Here is a 15,966-nt window from a genome sequence, read left to right as displayed (position 1 = left end):
ATATATAACCTACGAACTAATACAATAAAAATGTGAGACAAAGATCGATCAATTTGATCGCAATAAATGGTGCGACTACTCCGCCTAAACCATATACCAGTAAGTTGTGACGCAAAATTTGACTAGCCGGTTTTTCTTTATAGGGAACGCCTTTCAATGCAAGAGGGATCAACGCTACAATGATAAATGCATTATAGATGATCGCAGATAGAATAGCCGTTGTCGGATTTGTCAGTTTCATGATATTCAGTGCTTCTAAAGAAGGATAAATACTGAAAAATAACACCGGGATGATCGCAAAATATTTTGCGATATCATTGGCGATACTAAAAGTTGTCAATGCGCCGCGTGTCATCAACAGTTGTTTGCCGATCTTAACGATACTGATCAATTTTGTCGGACTAGAATCCAGATCGATCATATTACCAGCTTCTTTAGCCGCTTGAGTGCCAGTATTCATTGCAACAGCAACATCAGCTTGAGCAAGCGCTGGCGCATCGTTCGTCCCATCTCCGGTCATAGCAACCAAGTGTCCTTTTTCTTGATAATCACGAATCAAGCTCATCTTATTTTCCGGTGTTGCTTCTGCCAGAAAGTCATCTACACCAGCTTCTGCTGCAATCACTGCAGCAGTCATCGGATTGTCCCCTGTGATCATGATCGTTTTGATCCCCATTTTACGTAGATCATCAAATTTTTCTTTTACGCCATTTTTGACGATATCCTTCAAATAGATCACACCAAAGACCTGATTGTTTTTAACAACAACTAATGGGGTTCCACCTTCGTTGGCTACACGCTGAACGATGTGATCACATTCCTCTGGGTATCGATTGCCTTTTTCTTCTACATAACTTTTCATTGTATCTGCGGCACCTTTACGGATCTCATCGCCTTGATAATTGATTCCGCTCATTCTAGTTTTAGCTGTAAACTCAATGAATTCAACGTCTGCATGATTGAGTTCACGTCCGCGAATATCAAACTTTTCCTTTGCCAAAATGACGATACTTCGGCCCTCAGCTGTTTCATCTGCTAAAGAAGAAAGCTGTGCTGCATCCGCCAGCTCAAATTCAGACACTCCTGGTACAGGGATAAATTCACTAGCGCGACGGTTTCCTAAGGTGATCGTCCCTGTTTTATCTAGTAATAGAATATCCACATCTCCCGCAGCTTCGATTGCCCGTCCGCTCATAGCGATCACATTTTCTTTATTCAAGCGACTCATACCCGCAATTCCGATCGAAGAAACCAGTGCACCGATCGTTGTCGGCGCCAAGCAAACCAATAATGCAATGATCACAGTCAATGCTAATGCAGAGCCATTTCCAACTAATTCACTGGAAAACTTCGTAAATGGCAGTAAAGTAGCTGAAACAACAAGAAAAATAATCGTCAGCATGATCAAAATGATCTGTAAACCAATTTCATTTGGTGTCTTTTTACGTTCGGTTCCTTCAACCATAGAAATCATTTTATCTAAAAAAGATTCACCACTTTCAGCTGTTACTTTGATCACCAAATAGTCGGAAACGACCGTTGTCCCTCCAGTTACTGCACTGCGGTCACCGCCTGATTCTCTGATCACAGGTGCTGATTCTCCTGTGATCGCACTTTCATCAACAGAGGCAGCTCCATCGATCACATCGCCATCCATAGGAATTTGTTCATTGGCACTGACATAAACAAAGTCTCCTTTTTTCAGCTCTGATGATTTAACCTCACTAAATCTTTTCAAAGCAGCATCTTCTAATGAAGCAACCTTATGTGCAACGACATCTTTTTTTGCCTGCTTTAAACTTTCGGCCTGAGCCTTACCTCTTCCTTCTGCGATCGCTTCAGCAAAATTGGCAAACAAAATCGTCAACCATAAAATCAATGCGATCGCTAAAATAAAGAATGGTTCTGTATCCGTGTATCCTGCAAAAGTCAAAATATAAAGAACGGTCGTTAATATCGCTCCCAGATAAACAACGAGCATCACTGGATTTTTTATTTGAACAGCGGGAGCTAATTTTTTAAAGGAAGATCGTAAAGCGTCTAAATAGACGGTGCGTTTACTTTGTGTATTTTTCAATTCTTTCCCCTTCTTTACTTTATTTAGTTATAAAATGTTCAGCGATCGGACCTAATGCCATTGCTGGTAAAAAGCTTAGTGCTCCTACGACTAAAATCACGATGATCAGCATCGTCACAAAGGTCGCATTCGTCGTTGATAATGAGCCTGAGCCTGTGGCAACAGTTTTCTTTTTCCCTAAATTAGAAGCCAGATAAATCACAGCCAGCATAGGAATAAAACGAGATAAAATCATGATCACACCACCAAGTATATTCATAAATGTCGTGTCTACACTCAATCCAGCAAATGCACTTCCGTTATTATTTGCTAACGAAGAAAATGCATAGAGGACTTCTGAAAAGCCGTGAGGTCCCTGATTGCCCAACCAGCTCATTGCCTGAGGATTCAAAATAAACAACATTGTTCCGATCAAGGTCAACAAAAGCGGAGTCAAAATCACTAAACAGACCATTTTCATATCGAAAGGCTCAATTTTTTTCCCTAAATATTCGGGCGTCCGTCCAACCAATAAACCGGCAATAAAAATGGCTAGTAAAATAAAGACGATCATGCCATAAAGTCCACTGCCTGCTCCACCGAAAATGATTTCACCAAGCTGCATCAAAAACATCGGCAGCAAACCGCCCAGCGGTGTGAAGCTGTCTAACATCGCATTGACTGAACCATTTGACGCGGCTGTCGTACTAACAGCCCATAAACTTGACCAGCCAACACCAAAACGCGTTTCTTTTCCTTCAAGGTTCATTTGACTGATCACTTGCTGAAACTGCGGTCCGTAATATTCACTCAAGGTCACACCGATCAAAGCTGCGATCAAAAAAACAAGAGACACGATCATGATCGTTCTGCCTTGTTTCCAATCCTTGACGAATAATCCAAAAGCAACGATCAAAGCAGCTGGTATCAGTAAAATAGAAATATTTTCAATAAAATTACTGATCAAATTAGGATTTTCAAAAGGATAAGCAGAGTTTCCACCATAGTAGCCGCCACCATTTGTTCCTAATTGTTTGATCGCCACTTGACTGGCTACAGTTCCCAACGGTAAAAAGATCTTTTCTCCAAGCTCTAAACTCGTTGTTTCAACTGATCCAGCAAAGGTTTGAACAACACCTTGAGAGATCAAAAGGAGCGATACGATAAAAGAGAGTGGCAATAATACGTATAAAATGATTCTCGTCAAATCTTGCCAGAAGTTTCCAATCTGTTTCGTTGTACGGTTCACAAAACCACGTAGCAAAACGTATAAAACCGCAATCCCTACACCAGCAGAAACAAAATTCTGAACGGTTAAGCCAAATGCCTGACTAAAAATCGACAATGTTTCTTCCCCTGCATAGGCCTGCCAGTTCGTATTTGTTACAAAGCTTGCCGCTGTATTAAAAGCAAGGGACACATTCATTCCAGGCAGTTTTTCTGGATTTAAAGGCAAAAAGCCTTGTGTTAAAAGCATGCTTATTAGCAATAGAAATGAGAACAAACTAAAAAATAATACACTTGCACCATATTGCTTTGCGGTCATCGCTTTTTGTGCTGGACTGCCTAAAAACTGATATATTTTTTTCTCGATCGGGGCAAGTATCCTTGTCATAAATGTTTTTTGTCCTGTCATTACATTGTTTATATAAACACCTAACGGAATTACTAAGCCCATCAGTACGATAAAAAAGAAGAGCTGTTGTATCAAAATAGTACTCACTGTTGATCCCCCCAAAGTAGTTGGTAAAATAAGTAAATAAGCAATAACCCTGCGATAATGCCAGAGATAATCGTCATTAAAATCCCTCTCCTTCATTTGATAGGAGAATCATATCAGTTTTTATATAAAGATAGTGTTAAAGTAGAGGGATTTTCTTTATAGAATCTTTATACGTGAAAAAGAACCTATTTATCAGTATTTATGCGTATGTTATTTTGTCGCCTTTTCTTACAGTTTTGCGACTGAAAGGAGGTGTGCTTGATGTTTTTGGCATTTCTTTGTCCACTTCTTGTCGGGATTTTGCTTGCTCTATTCGAGTATTGGTTAAATAACAGAAAGAAGAAGTGAAAATAGGCGACAAAAAAGCCCCCCTAGAGTCCTACTCTCTAGGGGGGTTGTGTACTTGATGTTTTTAGCTTTCAAAGGTAGTATACCATGATCAGCATTTAAACATCAAGAAGAATGTTATATTTTACATTAATTTCTCAATATCTCCAGCAATTTTCTCTGGTTCTACTGTCGGTGCAAAGCGCTTCACGACCTTGCCTTCACGATCAACTAAAAACTTCGTAAAGTTCCATTTGATCGCCCCACCTAAAAGTCCACCTTTTTCACCTTTTAAAAAAGTATATAATGGATCCGCATTTTCACCATTCACATCGATTTTTCCAAATGTTTCAAAGGTCGTTTGATAGGTCAATTGACAAAAATCACTGATTTCCTGATTAGTCCCCGGCGCTTGATGACCAAACTGATTACAAGGAAAATCCAAAATTTCAAATCCTTGCTCTTTATACTCTTTATATAATTTTTCTAATCCCTCATATTGTGGAGTAAAACCGCAGCCAGTCGCCGTATTGACGATCAACAGCACTTTGCCTTTGTATTTATCTAGTGAAACCGTCTCGTTATCAGTCGTTTTTACTTGATAATCATAGATTCTCATTATCTTACATCCTCTCTTGAAGCTCTTTCTTAAATACTAGCTAGTTGAATGGCTTTCGTCAAGAATACACGCTTCAATGATAAATTGGGGTCATTTCCAGTAAAACGATACCATTCGTATCTAAGGTTATGAAGTAATGAAATACTTCTTGAATTTGTACATCAAACACTCTCATTTTTGGTCGGCTTTTATTCGTGATATATTCTTGTGCTTCTAGATCAAGTGATGCAGCATTTTTAAATTCTTCATAAGTATAAAACAACGCACCATTATAGCGATTAAAATCTATTTGTTTGACCTGATACTGTGCAGACTTGATCTTTGATAGATCCAGTTCGATATTTACCGAATGGCTTTTCAAAAAAGCTTCTTCTGTAGAAAGATGAGGATCAAAATAATTAGTATTGAATAACAATAGTTGATATTTTCCATCATTATCCGTCAATATATACTCTTCTCCTACTGCTACAATGGTGCCCGCCAATCTACGCGCCAGCCATAAGCAAAAATACATCGGTCTTTTACCGCTATGATAATGAAAAAGCTCTAATCCATCATTTTTCAGCGGACGATTTTGAGTGTTGACCTCATATAAATCGATATTCAGCCAAAAACCATAGCCTTGAAGTAACGGTGTCAACATCAATAGATCTTTTAGTATGATCGCTCCTCTAAAAAATGTACCATTACTAATACGCGTCATTCCAGTCAATGTGTTCCATTCCGTTAAATACAATGGTAATTTCACATCAAATTCCTTCATGAGATGCTTGATGTAGATCGTTTTGTTCAAGACATATTGATGATAATTCTTCAGATCAGGAAACGTACTGTCTAAATTTCTAAACACATAATTCGGTTCTGCTGAAAATGAAATAAATTTACAAAAAGGAGCAATCTCTTCAAAGAAAAATTGAAACGTACTTAAATCATTATGTTCAAAGAAAGGATCATCTAAAGACAATTCTGCACCTATTTCGATTTCTGGAAATTGACTGTCCATGATTTTCTTTAGCTCCAAAAATTCAGAATGATCACTCTCTGTCCTCTGCTCTTCAAAATGACAATTGATCTTCCAGTGCGCCAACAACTGTTTACCAAACGTACTTTGAATGTGTCTGAAAAATTTACGATAATTTTCTCGTTCGTAGGCGCCCATTGCTCTGAATTTTGGTAATGAAAGCTGAAAAAATAGTCGAAATTGATGCTTATTCAAAAATGCCAATATACAATCCAGTTTTTCAAATGCTGGGAACGAATTCATTCCAGCTTCTTGATGAATCTGGACGGTCAGCGGCAACTGACTATAGAGCGAATGAACACTGATGTAATCGATTCCCAGCTGCTCATTCAATTCAACAAGCTCTTCTTGAACTTTTTTCAATGCTAAATTTTCCAGCGTGCCAATCTTGATGATCACTTCTTTCTTCTGATATTCTGTCATTGTTTTTTCACAAGTAATCTGTAATTGCTTCGTTTTTAAAGAGAGCTCAGAGCTCTGGGATTCTTCAAGTGTTGCTTGAAGGTAACTATATAAGGGGGCCAAAATTTCCTTGATCGTTAAATCAGCAGTTGATGCTTTCAAATGCAGCGTTGGATTCACCTCTTTTTTGGCTAAATGGGAAGAACGATAGTCCGTTGGAGAGACCTGGAACGTTTTCTTGAAATGTTCACGGTAAGTCTTACTACTATGAAAACCCACGTCAAGAGCGATTTGTTCAATGCTTTTTTTTGTATACAGCAGCTCTATCAAGCTATGCTTGACCGCTATAGATCGAACGTAGTGAGAAAAATAATCGCCGGTTTCTTTTTTGAAAAATTTTGATAGTGTAGGCTCCGACATAAAAAAATGATCCGCAGTCTCAGCCAAAGACACTCCTCTCTGGTAATTGTTTTCGATATATTCCAAGATATCCCTCAATGTTTGATTTTCTGAATGAAGCGCTGTGCTCTCTTCTTCTCTTTGAAAATGATGCACCAGCGATAAGATAATTTGGTTCAAGTATAACGAGGCTTTTAATTGTTTCGTCGATTCCTCACTAAACTTCACTAAGCATAATTCAGCGATCTGTCTTCTTAAAGCTAAAATAGCAGGCGTTTTCCCATATTCTTTTTGCTTAGGTCGACAATCAAAAGATGTGTAAAAAAAGGCTGGGAACTGAGAGGCAAAGAAAAGACTATCGATAGTCAATTCAATATAAAAACAGGATTCTTGCATCTGTGTATTCAATATAAAATACTCACTGGCATTGATCACAAATAATTCGCCCGCTTGGATCGTTTCGTTTTTTTCTTCTATTGTAATCGACAATTCGCCTTTCAAAACGACTAAAATCGTTAGTTCTTTAGCTAATTCTTGTCTTTCATCAATCAGTTGATGATAACGAACGCGATAATTTTCATTTGTAATCATTCGTTTGCTCCTTTATCAGATTTCTCTAACATTGTAGCACATTTTAGAAAATATCGTTCTTTAATAACCTATTTATTTTCCCATATTTTATTTAATAAAAATTATCCTGAATTTATGAAAATATCTGCATTGTCTTAACCAGAAATAAGTATAAACTATGGAGTGTATTTGAAAGGAGATTCACAAAGAATGGATATTAAAACGCAATTATTTACGTTACTTCAACAAAAAGAAGCTGAAATGATCAAGATTCGCAGACATTTCCACGAAAATCCTGAACTTTCATTTCATGAAACCAAAACAGCACAATATATTGCTGACTTTTACGCTGGCAAAGATTGTGACGTAAAAACCCAGATTGGTGGCGGAAATGGTCTTTTAGTCGATATTCATGGTGGGAAAAAAGGACCTGTTTTGGCGATTCGAGCAGATTTTGATGCTTTGCCGATCCAAGAAGATACAGGTCTGGATTTTGCCTCTAAGACTGATGGCGTGATGCATGCCTGCGGTCACGATGGTCATACCGCTTATATGATGATTCTAGCGGATTCTCTGATCGAGTTGAAAGATCAGCTACCTGGTACGATCCGAATCATTCATCAACCTGCAGAAGAAGTTCCGCCAGGTGGAGCCAAAGGAATGATCGAAGCTGGCTGTTTAGACGGCGTGGATCATGTTTTAGGCATTCATGTCATGAGTATGATGCCTTTAGGAGATGTCCTTTATCACAAAGCTCCTGTTCATACTGGTCGTGCAACCTTCAAAGTTGTTTTGCAGGGAAAAGGCGGACACGGATCTACACCGCAGGATGCAAACGATACGATCGTCGCCGCTTCGCAATTTGTGACAGCTGTCCAAACAATCGTCAGCCGCCGCATCGATCCTTTTGATACAGCCACTGTAACGATCGGTTCATTTGACGGCAAAGGCTCAGCCAATGTCATCAAGGATTCTGTTACGCTTGAAGGCGATGTGCGGATCATGAAGGAAGAAACCCGCGGAATCGTTGAAAAAGAATTCAAACAAATCTTAGACGGCATCTGTACTGCTTTTGGTATTCAGTATGATCTTGACTATGCCAATGATTATCCCGTTTGTGTCAATGATGAACAAACCACTGAAATGGTGGCAGCGGCACTTACAGAAGCACAAATTCCCGAAATCAAACATTTAGTGGAATGCGGCCCGCAAACACCTTCTGAAGACTTTGCTTACTATGCTAAAGAACGTCCAAGTTGTTTCTTTTTTGTTGGTGCGCACAAAGAAGGCACGCCAATGTATCCACATCACCATCCAAAATTTTATATCGATGAAGACTGCTTGCTGATCGCAGCAAAATCAATGGGGGCAGCCGTTTTACATTACTTATCTGAAGGAGTTTAATCATGAAAGCAACAACACACACAGCAGAAAATGCAACATATAAAGGAACAAATAAATTATTAGTTGGGATCGTTTTGAGCGTATTGACCTATTGGTTATTCGCTCAATCTTTACTCAATATGGCTCCGGATGTTCAACGTGACTTAGGAGTCTCATCTGGTATTTTAAGTATTGGTATTTCTATGACAGGATTATTCTCTGGTATTTTTATCGTCGTTGCTGGCGGCTTAGCTGATAAATTGGGCAGAATGAAACTGACTTATATCGGTCTGATTTTAAGTGTGATCGGATCAGGCGCATTAGTTGTCGCTCACGGTCCTGGTCTATTTATCGGTGGTCGCATTTTACAAGGGTTATCCGCTGCTTGTATCATGCCGGCAACAATGGCTTTAGTAAAAACATATTATGAAGGAAAAGATCGGCAACGGGCATTAAGTTACTGGTCGATCGGCTCTTGGGGCGGTTCAGGTTTTTGTTCTTTCTTCGGCGGAGCGATCGCTAGTTCTTTAGGTTGGCGCTATGTATTTGTTTTTTCAATCATTATTTCTATTATCAGCGCGCTATTGATCTTCGGTACCCCTGAAAGCAAAGTCGAAACAAACAGCAACAGCAAGTTCGATACAGTTGGTTTGCTTCTCTTTATTATCTCAATGGTCGCTTTGAATATCGTCGTTTCTAAAGGCTCTGAATTAGGCTGGACTAGTCCGATCGTCTTGATTTTAGCTGTCATCGTAATAGCTGGATTGATCGCCTTTTATAAAGTTGAACAAGCGATCGACAACAGTTTCGTAGAATTTTCACTCTTTGAAAACCGTGGCTATCTCGGTGCGACGATTTCAAACTTTTTATTAAATGCTGTCGCTGGAACATTGATCGTGATTAATACGTATGTCCAACAAGGACGTGGCCTTTCATCGGCTAAAACAGGAATGCTTTCTATCGGTTACCTTTGTTTAGTGTTGATCACGATCCGTATCGGAGAAAAATTATTGCAAACGATCGGTGCGAAAAAACCGATGCTTTGGGGTACGATTCTTTCTGGTATCGGTGTAGGCTTGATGGCATTGACCATGGTCACAGGTACAGCTTATTTTGTTCTTGTTTTTATCGGCTATAGCTTGTTTGGTATGGGACTTGGTATGTATGCCACACCTTCAACTGATACAGCCATCTCTAGCGTTCCAAATGAAAAAGCAGGTGTAGCATCCGGTATTTACAAAATGGCCAGCTCTTTAGGCGGCGCACTCGGTGTAGCAATTTCTGCCGCTGTTTATAATGGCTTGAGTGCTTCAGGGAATTACACATTAGGTGCCACAGGCGGACTACTTACGAACATCCTGTTCTGTGTATTGGCATTAGGCTCTATTCTTTTTATCATTCCAAAAGAAAAACGTAATTAAATTAGTCTTATTTCATAAATTGGAGGAAATACGGATGAACAATCAAGAAGCATTACAATTATTAAAAGAAGTCGTTCAAATCAAAAGTATTTTAGGGGAAGAAAAACAAGTAGCTGACAAGCTTGAAGCGCTATTCAACTCCTATGGTATTCCTTGTGAGCAAGTGACTTACAGTGACGGACGAAGTCAGTTGGTCGCTACGTTGAAAGGCACTGCACCTGGCCCTGTTTTAGGCTTTTCTGGTCATATGGATGTCGTACCTGTCGGGGAAATTCCTTGGGATGAAGATCCATTTGCGGCAGTTGAAAAAGATGGCTTACTTTACGGCCGAGGCACTTGCGATATGAAATCAGGTCTGATAGCAGCTGTTGTGGCTATGATCCGTTTAAAAGAAGCAGGCAGTCCGTTTAAAGGAAGTATCAAACTATTAGCGACTGTCGGGGAAGAAACGAGTGCGATCGGATCAGGACAATTAGTCGATGAAGGCTATGCTGACGATCTTGACGCCTTAGTCATTGGTGAACCAACAAATGTAGAAATCGGTGTGGCCCATAAAGGTGCTTTATGGCCTCGAATCACAACTTATGGAAAAACAGCGCACGGTTCTATGCCTGATCAAGGTGTCAACGCAATCGAACATATGCTTTTAGTATTAAATGCATTCAAAGAAACCTTTGACTTCTCTAAATCTGTCGATGAATTGGTGGGCGCATCTACTTCTAGTCTGGATATTATCAACGGTGGCAACGGCACTAATGTTGTTCCCGATAAATGTACAGTAGAAATCGATATCCGCACGATCAAAGCGCAAAATCACGCTGAGCTAAAACAACAATTTAACGATATGCTGGCAAAACTGACTGAAACCGTTCCAGGATTTAAAGCAGAAATCGAGTTCATTAACGATTTACCGTCAATGAGAACAGAGCTTGACGATCCATTTACAGTTTTAACACAAAAAGTTGTCTCAGAAGTCACTGGTCAAACGGCTAAGACCTTCGGCATGACAGGCTATACTGATGGGTCACAGTTTGGACGCGTGAATAAAGACTTTCCTATCTTGATTTTAGGTCCTGGTGAAACCAAATATGCTCATCAGCCAAATGAATTTGTCAATATCGATGATTTTTATCAAATGATTACGATCAATGAATCGATTGCTAAAGAGTATTTGAAATAAAGTGAAACGAGGCCGAAACAAAACTGTTTTTTAGTTTTGTTTCGGCCTCTAAATTCAAATAAATGATGAGAAAAAAGTAGATTATTTCTGGAAGCTAAACGTTTTTTGGTCTCCGCCTCGTGAATTTCTAACTAAATATTTGCAACGATCATACTATATTTAAGTTCCTTTTAAAAACCTCACTCATCAATTGAATGGCTATTTACGATAAGCTATAGTATTAAGAAAAGGGAGGTAAAATAACTTGGAAATAAATATTAGATGTTCAGAAATGAAGGATCTTCCAGAATTAACTACATTAATGCAGAAGTATATGGATTTAAGTGTTCTAAAACCAACCATAACTAGAACTCAGATAGAGGAACATATTAGACATCTCGTTGATTCTGATTATTTAGGTTGCCAGTTGGTTGCTGAGATTGATCAAAAAATCGTTGGTTTTGCAACCTTGTATTATTCATTCAGCACAATGAAATTACAGAGAGTCCTCAATATGAATGACCTATTTGTTGATAGTGACTATAGAGGGTTAGCTATTGGTAAAAAACTTATTCAAGAATGTATTCTTTTTGGAGAGAAACATAATTGCGCCAGTATGATTTGGGAAACACATATAGATAACCTTGGTGCTCAAAAACTTTATGACTCCTTCGGAGAAAGAACTGATTCTTGGGTTCATTATGAAAAAACATTATTATAGTCGATTATTAGATGCAGCTGCTTCGTCTTTTGAACAGCTGTTTTATTTTATTCATTTTTAGATCACTAAACAAACTTAGCTCCAATTTGGAAAATAAAATCGAAATTTCTCAATTTAATTATAAAAGCGGTGCAAAAAGACCGCAGACTCTGCCTTTGATTTTTTTCCAGCGGCTTCTTTCAGCAAGATCTACGTCAGTGATCTCAGTAGCTTTCTGCACATCCCTCCGATAATCCTCTGCCAATTTTTTTACCCCTTTTCCATTGTATAAAATAACAGAAACCTCATGATTGATATCAAAGCTGCGAATATCAAAATTCGTAGAACCAACAGTCGCGATCTTTTCATCGATAATCATCACTTTACAATGTAAAAAGGCTGTATTGTCATACTTATATACCTTGATCCCTGCACTGATCAATGTTTCTAAATAAAAATCATTTCCATAATACGAAAGCTTCCGGTCTCCTTTTCCCGGAATCAAGATTTCTACCTCGATCCCATTCCGGGCAACTCTTCTTAACAAAGCCAGCATCTCATCATCTGGAACAAAATACGGACTGGCAATCGATATCTTAGCGGTTGCTGAGTCGATCATATTAAAAAATACATCACGGATCATCCGTTCCTGATCATAAGGTCCACCATAAATCACCTGACCCTCATCATTACCCGCTCTCTCGTTTGGAAAATACTGTTTAGATAAAAATTCACTGGCACTCCCAATTTTATTTTTCATATACAGCCAGTCATAAAGAAACGTTTCCTGTAGTTGTGTGACTACTGGCCCTTGTAGCCTTATATGTGTATCTCGCCAAGATGAAAATTTTTCAGTCAGACCTAAGTATTCATTTCCAATATTCAAGCCACCAGTGAAACCTATCCGTCCATCGATCACGATCACTTTCCGGTGATTGCGCCAATTGGCTCTAAATAGGTGATAGAAGGTACGGATCGGATTAAAAATACATACCTCTACGTTCGCTTCTCGTAATGCGTTTAAATAGGCATCAGACAATTTCAACGACCCTAAGCCATCCACCGCAAAACGAACCTGTACACCTTCACCGGCTTTTTTGATCAAAGATTTCTTCAATTTTTCAGCCAACTCATCTTCTTTGATGATGAAATAAAACAAATGGATATGCTCTTTTGCTTCTTCGATAGCGGTAAAAATGGCATCAAATGTCGCCTCACCATCTGTTAGGATATCAAAACGATTGCCTCCGAGCACTCTCTTCTCAGTTAAGCGTTCATTTTTGATCTTTAGCATGCTTGTCGGACTAGTATAATTTGTCTGAAGGGTTTGAACATATTCATGTAGATATTGCTGTTCTTTTTTTTGGATCGCTGTGCTTTTCAACTGGCTTCGACCAAAAAAAAGATACAAAAATATACCAACTATCGGTAGGCAATACAGTGTAAGTATCCAAGCAACCTTAATACTCGTCACATCTGTCCGTTTAAATAAAATATAAATACTCAATATAATAGCAATAATTTCAAAAAACATAAGAAAAACAAGCATCACTTGAGGAAAAAGAAGAAACAGTATTCCTATTCCAATAATCAGTACTGCTAATAAAACACCAAATTGCCGTATCGTTTGATTCATATCATTTCCTCTACTTTTCAACATTTTTTACGATCCCTATATATTATAAAGGTAGTAAACACTAAAAATAAAGCATAACGATAATTCATAGACAATTGATTTTCTATCTAAAAAGGTGCTGAGACAAAAGTCGTCTATCAAGAAGTAGAGCCCAAAACAAAACGGCTTTCTAGTTTTTGTTCTGGACTCTTTTTGCCATTAATACAAATACCCTAGATCACTGCCCACCGTTGGATAGAGCATAATCAATCGATCGATTTGTTCTGCTGGTAATTTTTGATTGATCATGATAGTGAAAAGATTGATCAATTGATCGGCCTCATTGCCTAAAACAGATGCTCCTACTAACATTCCTGTCGCTTTTTCGGTTACGATCGTAGCTTTAACCAGCGGCTCATTGATGCGTTTATATGTAAACCATTGTGACAGATCTAACTTTTGTACCTCATAGTTTTCAGCATCTAGTTTTTCTTCATTTGTCAAACCAACTTGAGCAAGTTTAGGCGAGCTGAAAATAATGGTTGGTATAGTCGGATACTCAATAGGCTCTTGTTTATTTTTTCCAATCAAATCCGCTAAATAACTGCCTTCAAAACTTGAAACGGGTGTTAATTTAGGGAGTGATTTTTCTAAACAGTCTCCTAATGCATAAATATTTTTAACACTCGTCTGCAAATAGTCATTTACGATAATTCCCTTTCGACTATAATTTACTCCAATTTTTTCTAATCCTAAATTCTCTACATTTGGTATTCTTCCGACCGCACAAAAGACACGATCAACAAGTAATTCTCCGCCACTTGTCAAGGTTACACTGTATTTTTTCTCCTGCTTGACGATTTTTTCAGCAGATTCATTTAGATGAAAGTGAATTCCCCGAGCACTTAATTGTTCGATCAATTCCTTGGTCAACTCTGCATCAAAGCCTTTCAATGGATGATCATTATGATGCAGCAAATGAACCTCCGCCCCACAGCTGTTCGCGATATTTGCCAACTCCAAAGAAATATACCCGCCTCCGACAAAAATCATTGTCTCAGGTAATTCCTCCATACTGAGAAATTCAGTACTTGTCTCAAAATATTCCTTGCCGGGAATCGATAGAATAGCTGGTCTTTGACCTGTTGCTATGATGAAGCTATCTGCTTGATATTCCTGTTGTGCCACAGTAATGGTGTGCTCATCTTTAAAAACAGCCTGTCCGTAAATCGTTTGAATACCTACACTATCCAAGCCAGCTTTTTGTTCAGTTGGAACATGCTGAGTAAAGGTTTCTTTGTAAGCCATCAATTCACGCCAGTTGATTTTAGGCACGGTAGAAAAAACATGATGTTCAAGCTGTTGAACGGCATCTTGCGCTTCTATTGCCCCATACAATACTTTCTTTGGATCACATCCCCGGTTAGGACATGTGCCACCCCAAAGATCAGCTTCAACAACAGCAATCTTTTTACCGCTAGCCGCTAGATCATACGCAGCTGCCATTCCGCCAGGACCACTACCGATGATGATTATATCAAATTTTTCCATACTGATTCCTCCTTTGTTCCATTCGATATCCCTAAGGACTTCACAATTCAATTATATCAAAGGAGGAAACGACCGCACAGTAAAGACTCTTTAACAAAAAACGTTTGAGCAGTGCGAACACTGTTCAAACATTTCCATTCACTACGCATTATTTTCCATAAAATGATAGACCGCACCAATCAAATTTGCATCATTCCCAAATTCACAAGTAACCAACTCGTAGTCCATATCTGTCACTGCATGTTCCAATAAAATACGCGTTAAATGTCTTTGGATATTCGGCAGTAGCTGTTCATTTTTAGAGACTCCGCCGCCTAAGACGACCCTTCCCGAGTCAAAGCAAACTAGTAGATTATAGATGCCTCTTGCGATCGCTGCATAAAACTGCTCGACTAATTGGACGGCTAATGGATCTTCTTTTTCCGCCCGCTCAAATAGCTCTTTACCATCTATTTGGGTGCCATTGATCAAATTGTACTTTTTGACGATTTTCACTGAGCTGCCTAACTCACTTAATGAAGAAGATTCATTCAGCGCCATATAGCCAAATTCGCCGCCAAATAGATTTCTGCCTTTAAACAGTTTTCGATCAATGATCACTGCTCCACCAATTCCTGTGCCGATCACAAAGAAAATCGAATCAGCCGTATCCTTAGCCGCTCCCTGCCATACTTCCGCTAATGCGGCACAATTAGCGTCATTTTCCATTGAAACGGGTACTCCAAATAACGTTTCTAACTCTTCACTAATTGGAAAATGATGAATGTATGGTACGGCGCTCACTCCACGAATTTCACCCTTTTTATCATCAACGACACCAGGTGCACTGAAAGCGACGCCTGAAAGAGTTCCTGCTTGGTTTTTTTGGTCAAAAATTTGTTTGAAGGTCTGTTTCATTTCAGTCCAGTCTTTAGGTAAAGGGAAACTATCCTGTTCGGTGAGCTTTTCATTTTTCCACAGTCCGTATTTAACTGAACTTCCCCCAATATCAAAAGCTAATAGATTCATCGTTTCAACTCC

12 protein-coding genes are annotated in these 15,966 nt (G+C 38.8%); 5 read left to right on the top strand and 7 right to left on the bottom strand.

Going from position 1 to position 15,966, the window contains the following annotated elements; translation table 11 throughout:
- Nucleotides 1-16 precede the first annotated feature (16 nt).
- Both kdpB and kdpA read right to left on the bottom strand, forming a co-directional pair.
- Nucleotides 17-2,077 (bottom strand): potassium-transporting ATPase subunit KdpB, encoded by a 2,061-nt coding sequence (kdpB, locus tag CC204_RS16265; protein ID WP_088271127.1) that lies wholly within the window; start codon nucleotides 2,075-2,077, stop codon nucleotides 17-19.
- Between the two features lie 19 nt (nucleotides 2,078-2,096).
- Entirely contained in the window at nucleotides 2,097-3,779 is a 1,683-nt protein-coding gene (kdpA, locus tag CC204_RS16260; protein WP_088271126.1) for a potassium-transporting ATPase subunit KdpA, read from the bottom strand.
- 261 nt (nucleotides 3,780-4,040) lie between these two features.
- Between kdpA and CC204_RS21065 the strand changes: the two genes are divergently transcribed.
- Nucleotides 4,041-4,127, top strand: coding sequence for a type I toxin-antitoxin system Fst family toxin (locus CC204_RS21065; protein WP_120308914.1), 87 nt, complete (start codon nucleotides 4,041-4,043; stop codon nucleotides 4,125-4,127).
- Nucleotides 4,128-4,251: 124 nt separating this feature from the next.
- On the opposite strand, the gene CC204_RS16255 is transcribed toward CC204_RS21065, so the two are convergent.
- Both CC204_RS16255 and CC204_RS16250 read right to left on the bottom strand, forming a co-directional pair.
- Nucleotides 4,252-4,725 (bottom strand): glutathione peroxidase, encoded by a 474-nt coding sequence (locus CC204_RS16255; RefSeq protein ID WP_088271125.1) that lies wholly within the window; start codon nucleotides 4,723-4,725, stop codon nucleotides 4,252-4,254.
- A gap of 73 nt (nucleotides 4,726-4,798) precedes the next feature.
- Nucleotides 4,799-7,138 carry a helix-turn-helix domain-containing protein gene (locus CC204_RS16250; RefSeq protein WP_088271124.1) on the bottom strand — a complete coding sequence of 780 codons (2,340 nt, stop codon included), beginning with the start codon at nucleotides 7,136-7,138 and terminating at the stop codon, nucleotides 4,799-4,801.
- A gap of 189 nt (nucleotides 7,139-7,327) precedes the next feature.
- Here CC204_RS16250 and CC204_RS16245 point away from each other — a divergent pair, with 189 nt between their 5' ends.
- The 4 genes from CC204_RS16245 (at nucleotide 7,328) to CC204_RS16230 (ending at nucleotide 11,801) form a co-directional block, all read left to right on the top strand.
- Nucleotides 7,328-8,521 carry a M20 family metallopeptidase gene (locus CC204_RS16245; RefSeq protein WP_088271123.1) on the top strand — a complete coding sequence of 398 codons (1,194 nt, stop codon included), beginning with the start codon at nucleotides 7,328-7,330 and terminating at the stop codon, nucleotides 8,519-8,521.
- A gap of 2 nt (nucleotides 8,522-8,523) precedes the next feature.
- Nucleotides 8,524-9,921: an MFS transporter gene (locus CC204_RS16240; RefSeq protein WP_088271122.1), complete on the top strand. Its 1,398-nt coding sequence runs from the start codon at nucleotides 8,524-8,526 to the stop codon at nucleotides 9,919-9,921.
- 34 nt (nucleotides 9,922-9,955) lie between these two features.
- The gene (locus CC204_RS16235; protein WP_088271121.1) at nucleotides 9,956-11,101 is read left to right on the top strand and encodes an ArgE/DapE family deacylase; all 1,146 of its coding nucleotides are present in this window, start codon (nucleotides 9,956-9,958) and stop codon (nucleotides 11,099-11,101) included.
- Nucleotides 11,102-11,345: 244 nt separating this feature from the next.
- Nucleotides 11,346-11,801 carry a GNAT family N-acetyltransferase gene (locus CC204_RS16230; protein WP_088271120.1) on the top strand — a complete coding sequence of 152 codons (456 nt, stop codon included), beginning with the start codon at nucleotides 11,346-11,348 and terminating at the stop codon, nucleotides 11,799-11,801.
- A gap of 118 nt (nucleotides 11,802-11,919) precedes the next feature.
- Here the strand turns inward: CC204_RS16230 and cls are convergent, their stop codons facing one another.
- The 3 genes from cls to CC204_RS16215 form a co-directional block, all read right to left on the bottom strand.
- Nucleotides 11,920-13,416: a cardiolipin synthase gene (cls, locus tag CC204_RS16225; RefSeq protein ID WP_088271745.1), complete on the bottom strand. Its 1,497-nt coding sequence runs from the start codon at nucleotides 13,414-13,416 to the stop codon at nucleotides 11,920-11,922.
- A 198-nt stretch (nucleotides 13,417-13,614) separates the two neighbouring features.
- Nucleotides 13,615-14,946 carry a dihydrolipoyl dehydrogenase family protein gene (locus CC204_RS16220; RefSeq protein WP_088271119.1) on the bottom strand — a complete coding sequence of 444 codons (1,332 nt, stop codon included), beginning with the start codon at nucleotides 14,944-14,946 and terminating at the stop codon, nucleotides 13,615-13,617.
- 141 nt (nucleotides 14,947-15,087) lie between these two features.
- A complete protein-coding gene (locus tag CC204_RS16215; protein WP_088271118.1) occupies nucleotides 15,088-15,954 on the bottom strand; it encodes an ROK family protein in 867 nt (288 codons plus the stop codon).
- Nucleotides 15,955-15,966 lie beyond the last annotated feature (12 nt).

Origin of the sequence: Enterococcus wangshanyuanii (assembly GCF_002197645.1) — a bacterium.
GTDB lineage: Bacteria > Bacillota > Bacilli > Lactobacillales > Enterococcaceae > Enterococcus_L > Enterococcus_L wangshanyuanii.
This window is presented reverse-complemented; position numbering and strand designations above follow the sequence as displayed.

Coding starts and splice junctions, on each gene's coding strand:
- CC204_RS16255 (WP_088271125.1), bottom strand. CDS start 4,725: ATGAGAATCTATGATTATCAAGTAAAAACGACTGATAACGAGACGGTT.
- CC204_RS21065 (WP_120308914.1), top strand. CDS start 4,041: ATGTTTTTGGCATTTCTTTGTCCACTTCTTGTCGGGATTTTGCTTGCT.
- CC204_RS16235 (WP_088271121.1), top strand. CDS start 9,956: ATGAACAATCAAGAAGCATTACAATTATTAAAAGAAGTCGTTCAAATC.
- cls (WP_088271745.1), bottom strand. CDS start 13,416: ATGAATCAAACGATACGGCAATTTGGTGTTTTATTAGCAGTACTGATT.
- CC204_RS16215 (WP_088271118.1), bottom strand. CDS start 15,954: ATGAATCTATTAGCTTTTGATATTGGGGGAAGTTCAGTTAAATACGGA.
- CC204_RS16245 (WP_088271123.1), top strand. CDS start 7,328: ATGGATATTAAAACGCAATTATTTACGTTACTTCAACAAAAAGAAGCT.
- CC204_RS16220 (WP_088271119.1), bottom strand. CDS start 14,946: ATGGAAAAATTTGATATAATCATCATCGGTAGTGGTCCTGGCGGAATG.
- CC204_RS16250 (WP_088271124.1), bottom strand. CDS start 7,138: ATGATTACAAATGAAAATTATCGCGTTCGTTATCATCAACTGATTGAT.
- CC204_RS16240 (WP_088271122.1), top strand. CDS start 8,524: ATGAAAGCAACAACACACACAGCAGAAAATGCAACATATAAAGGAACA.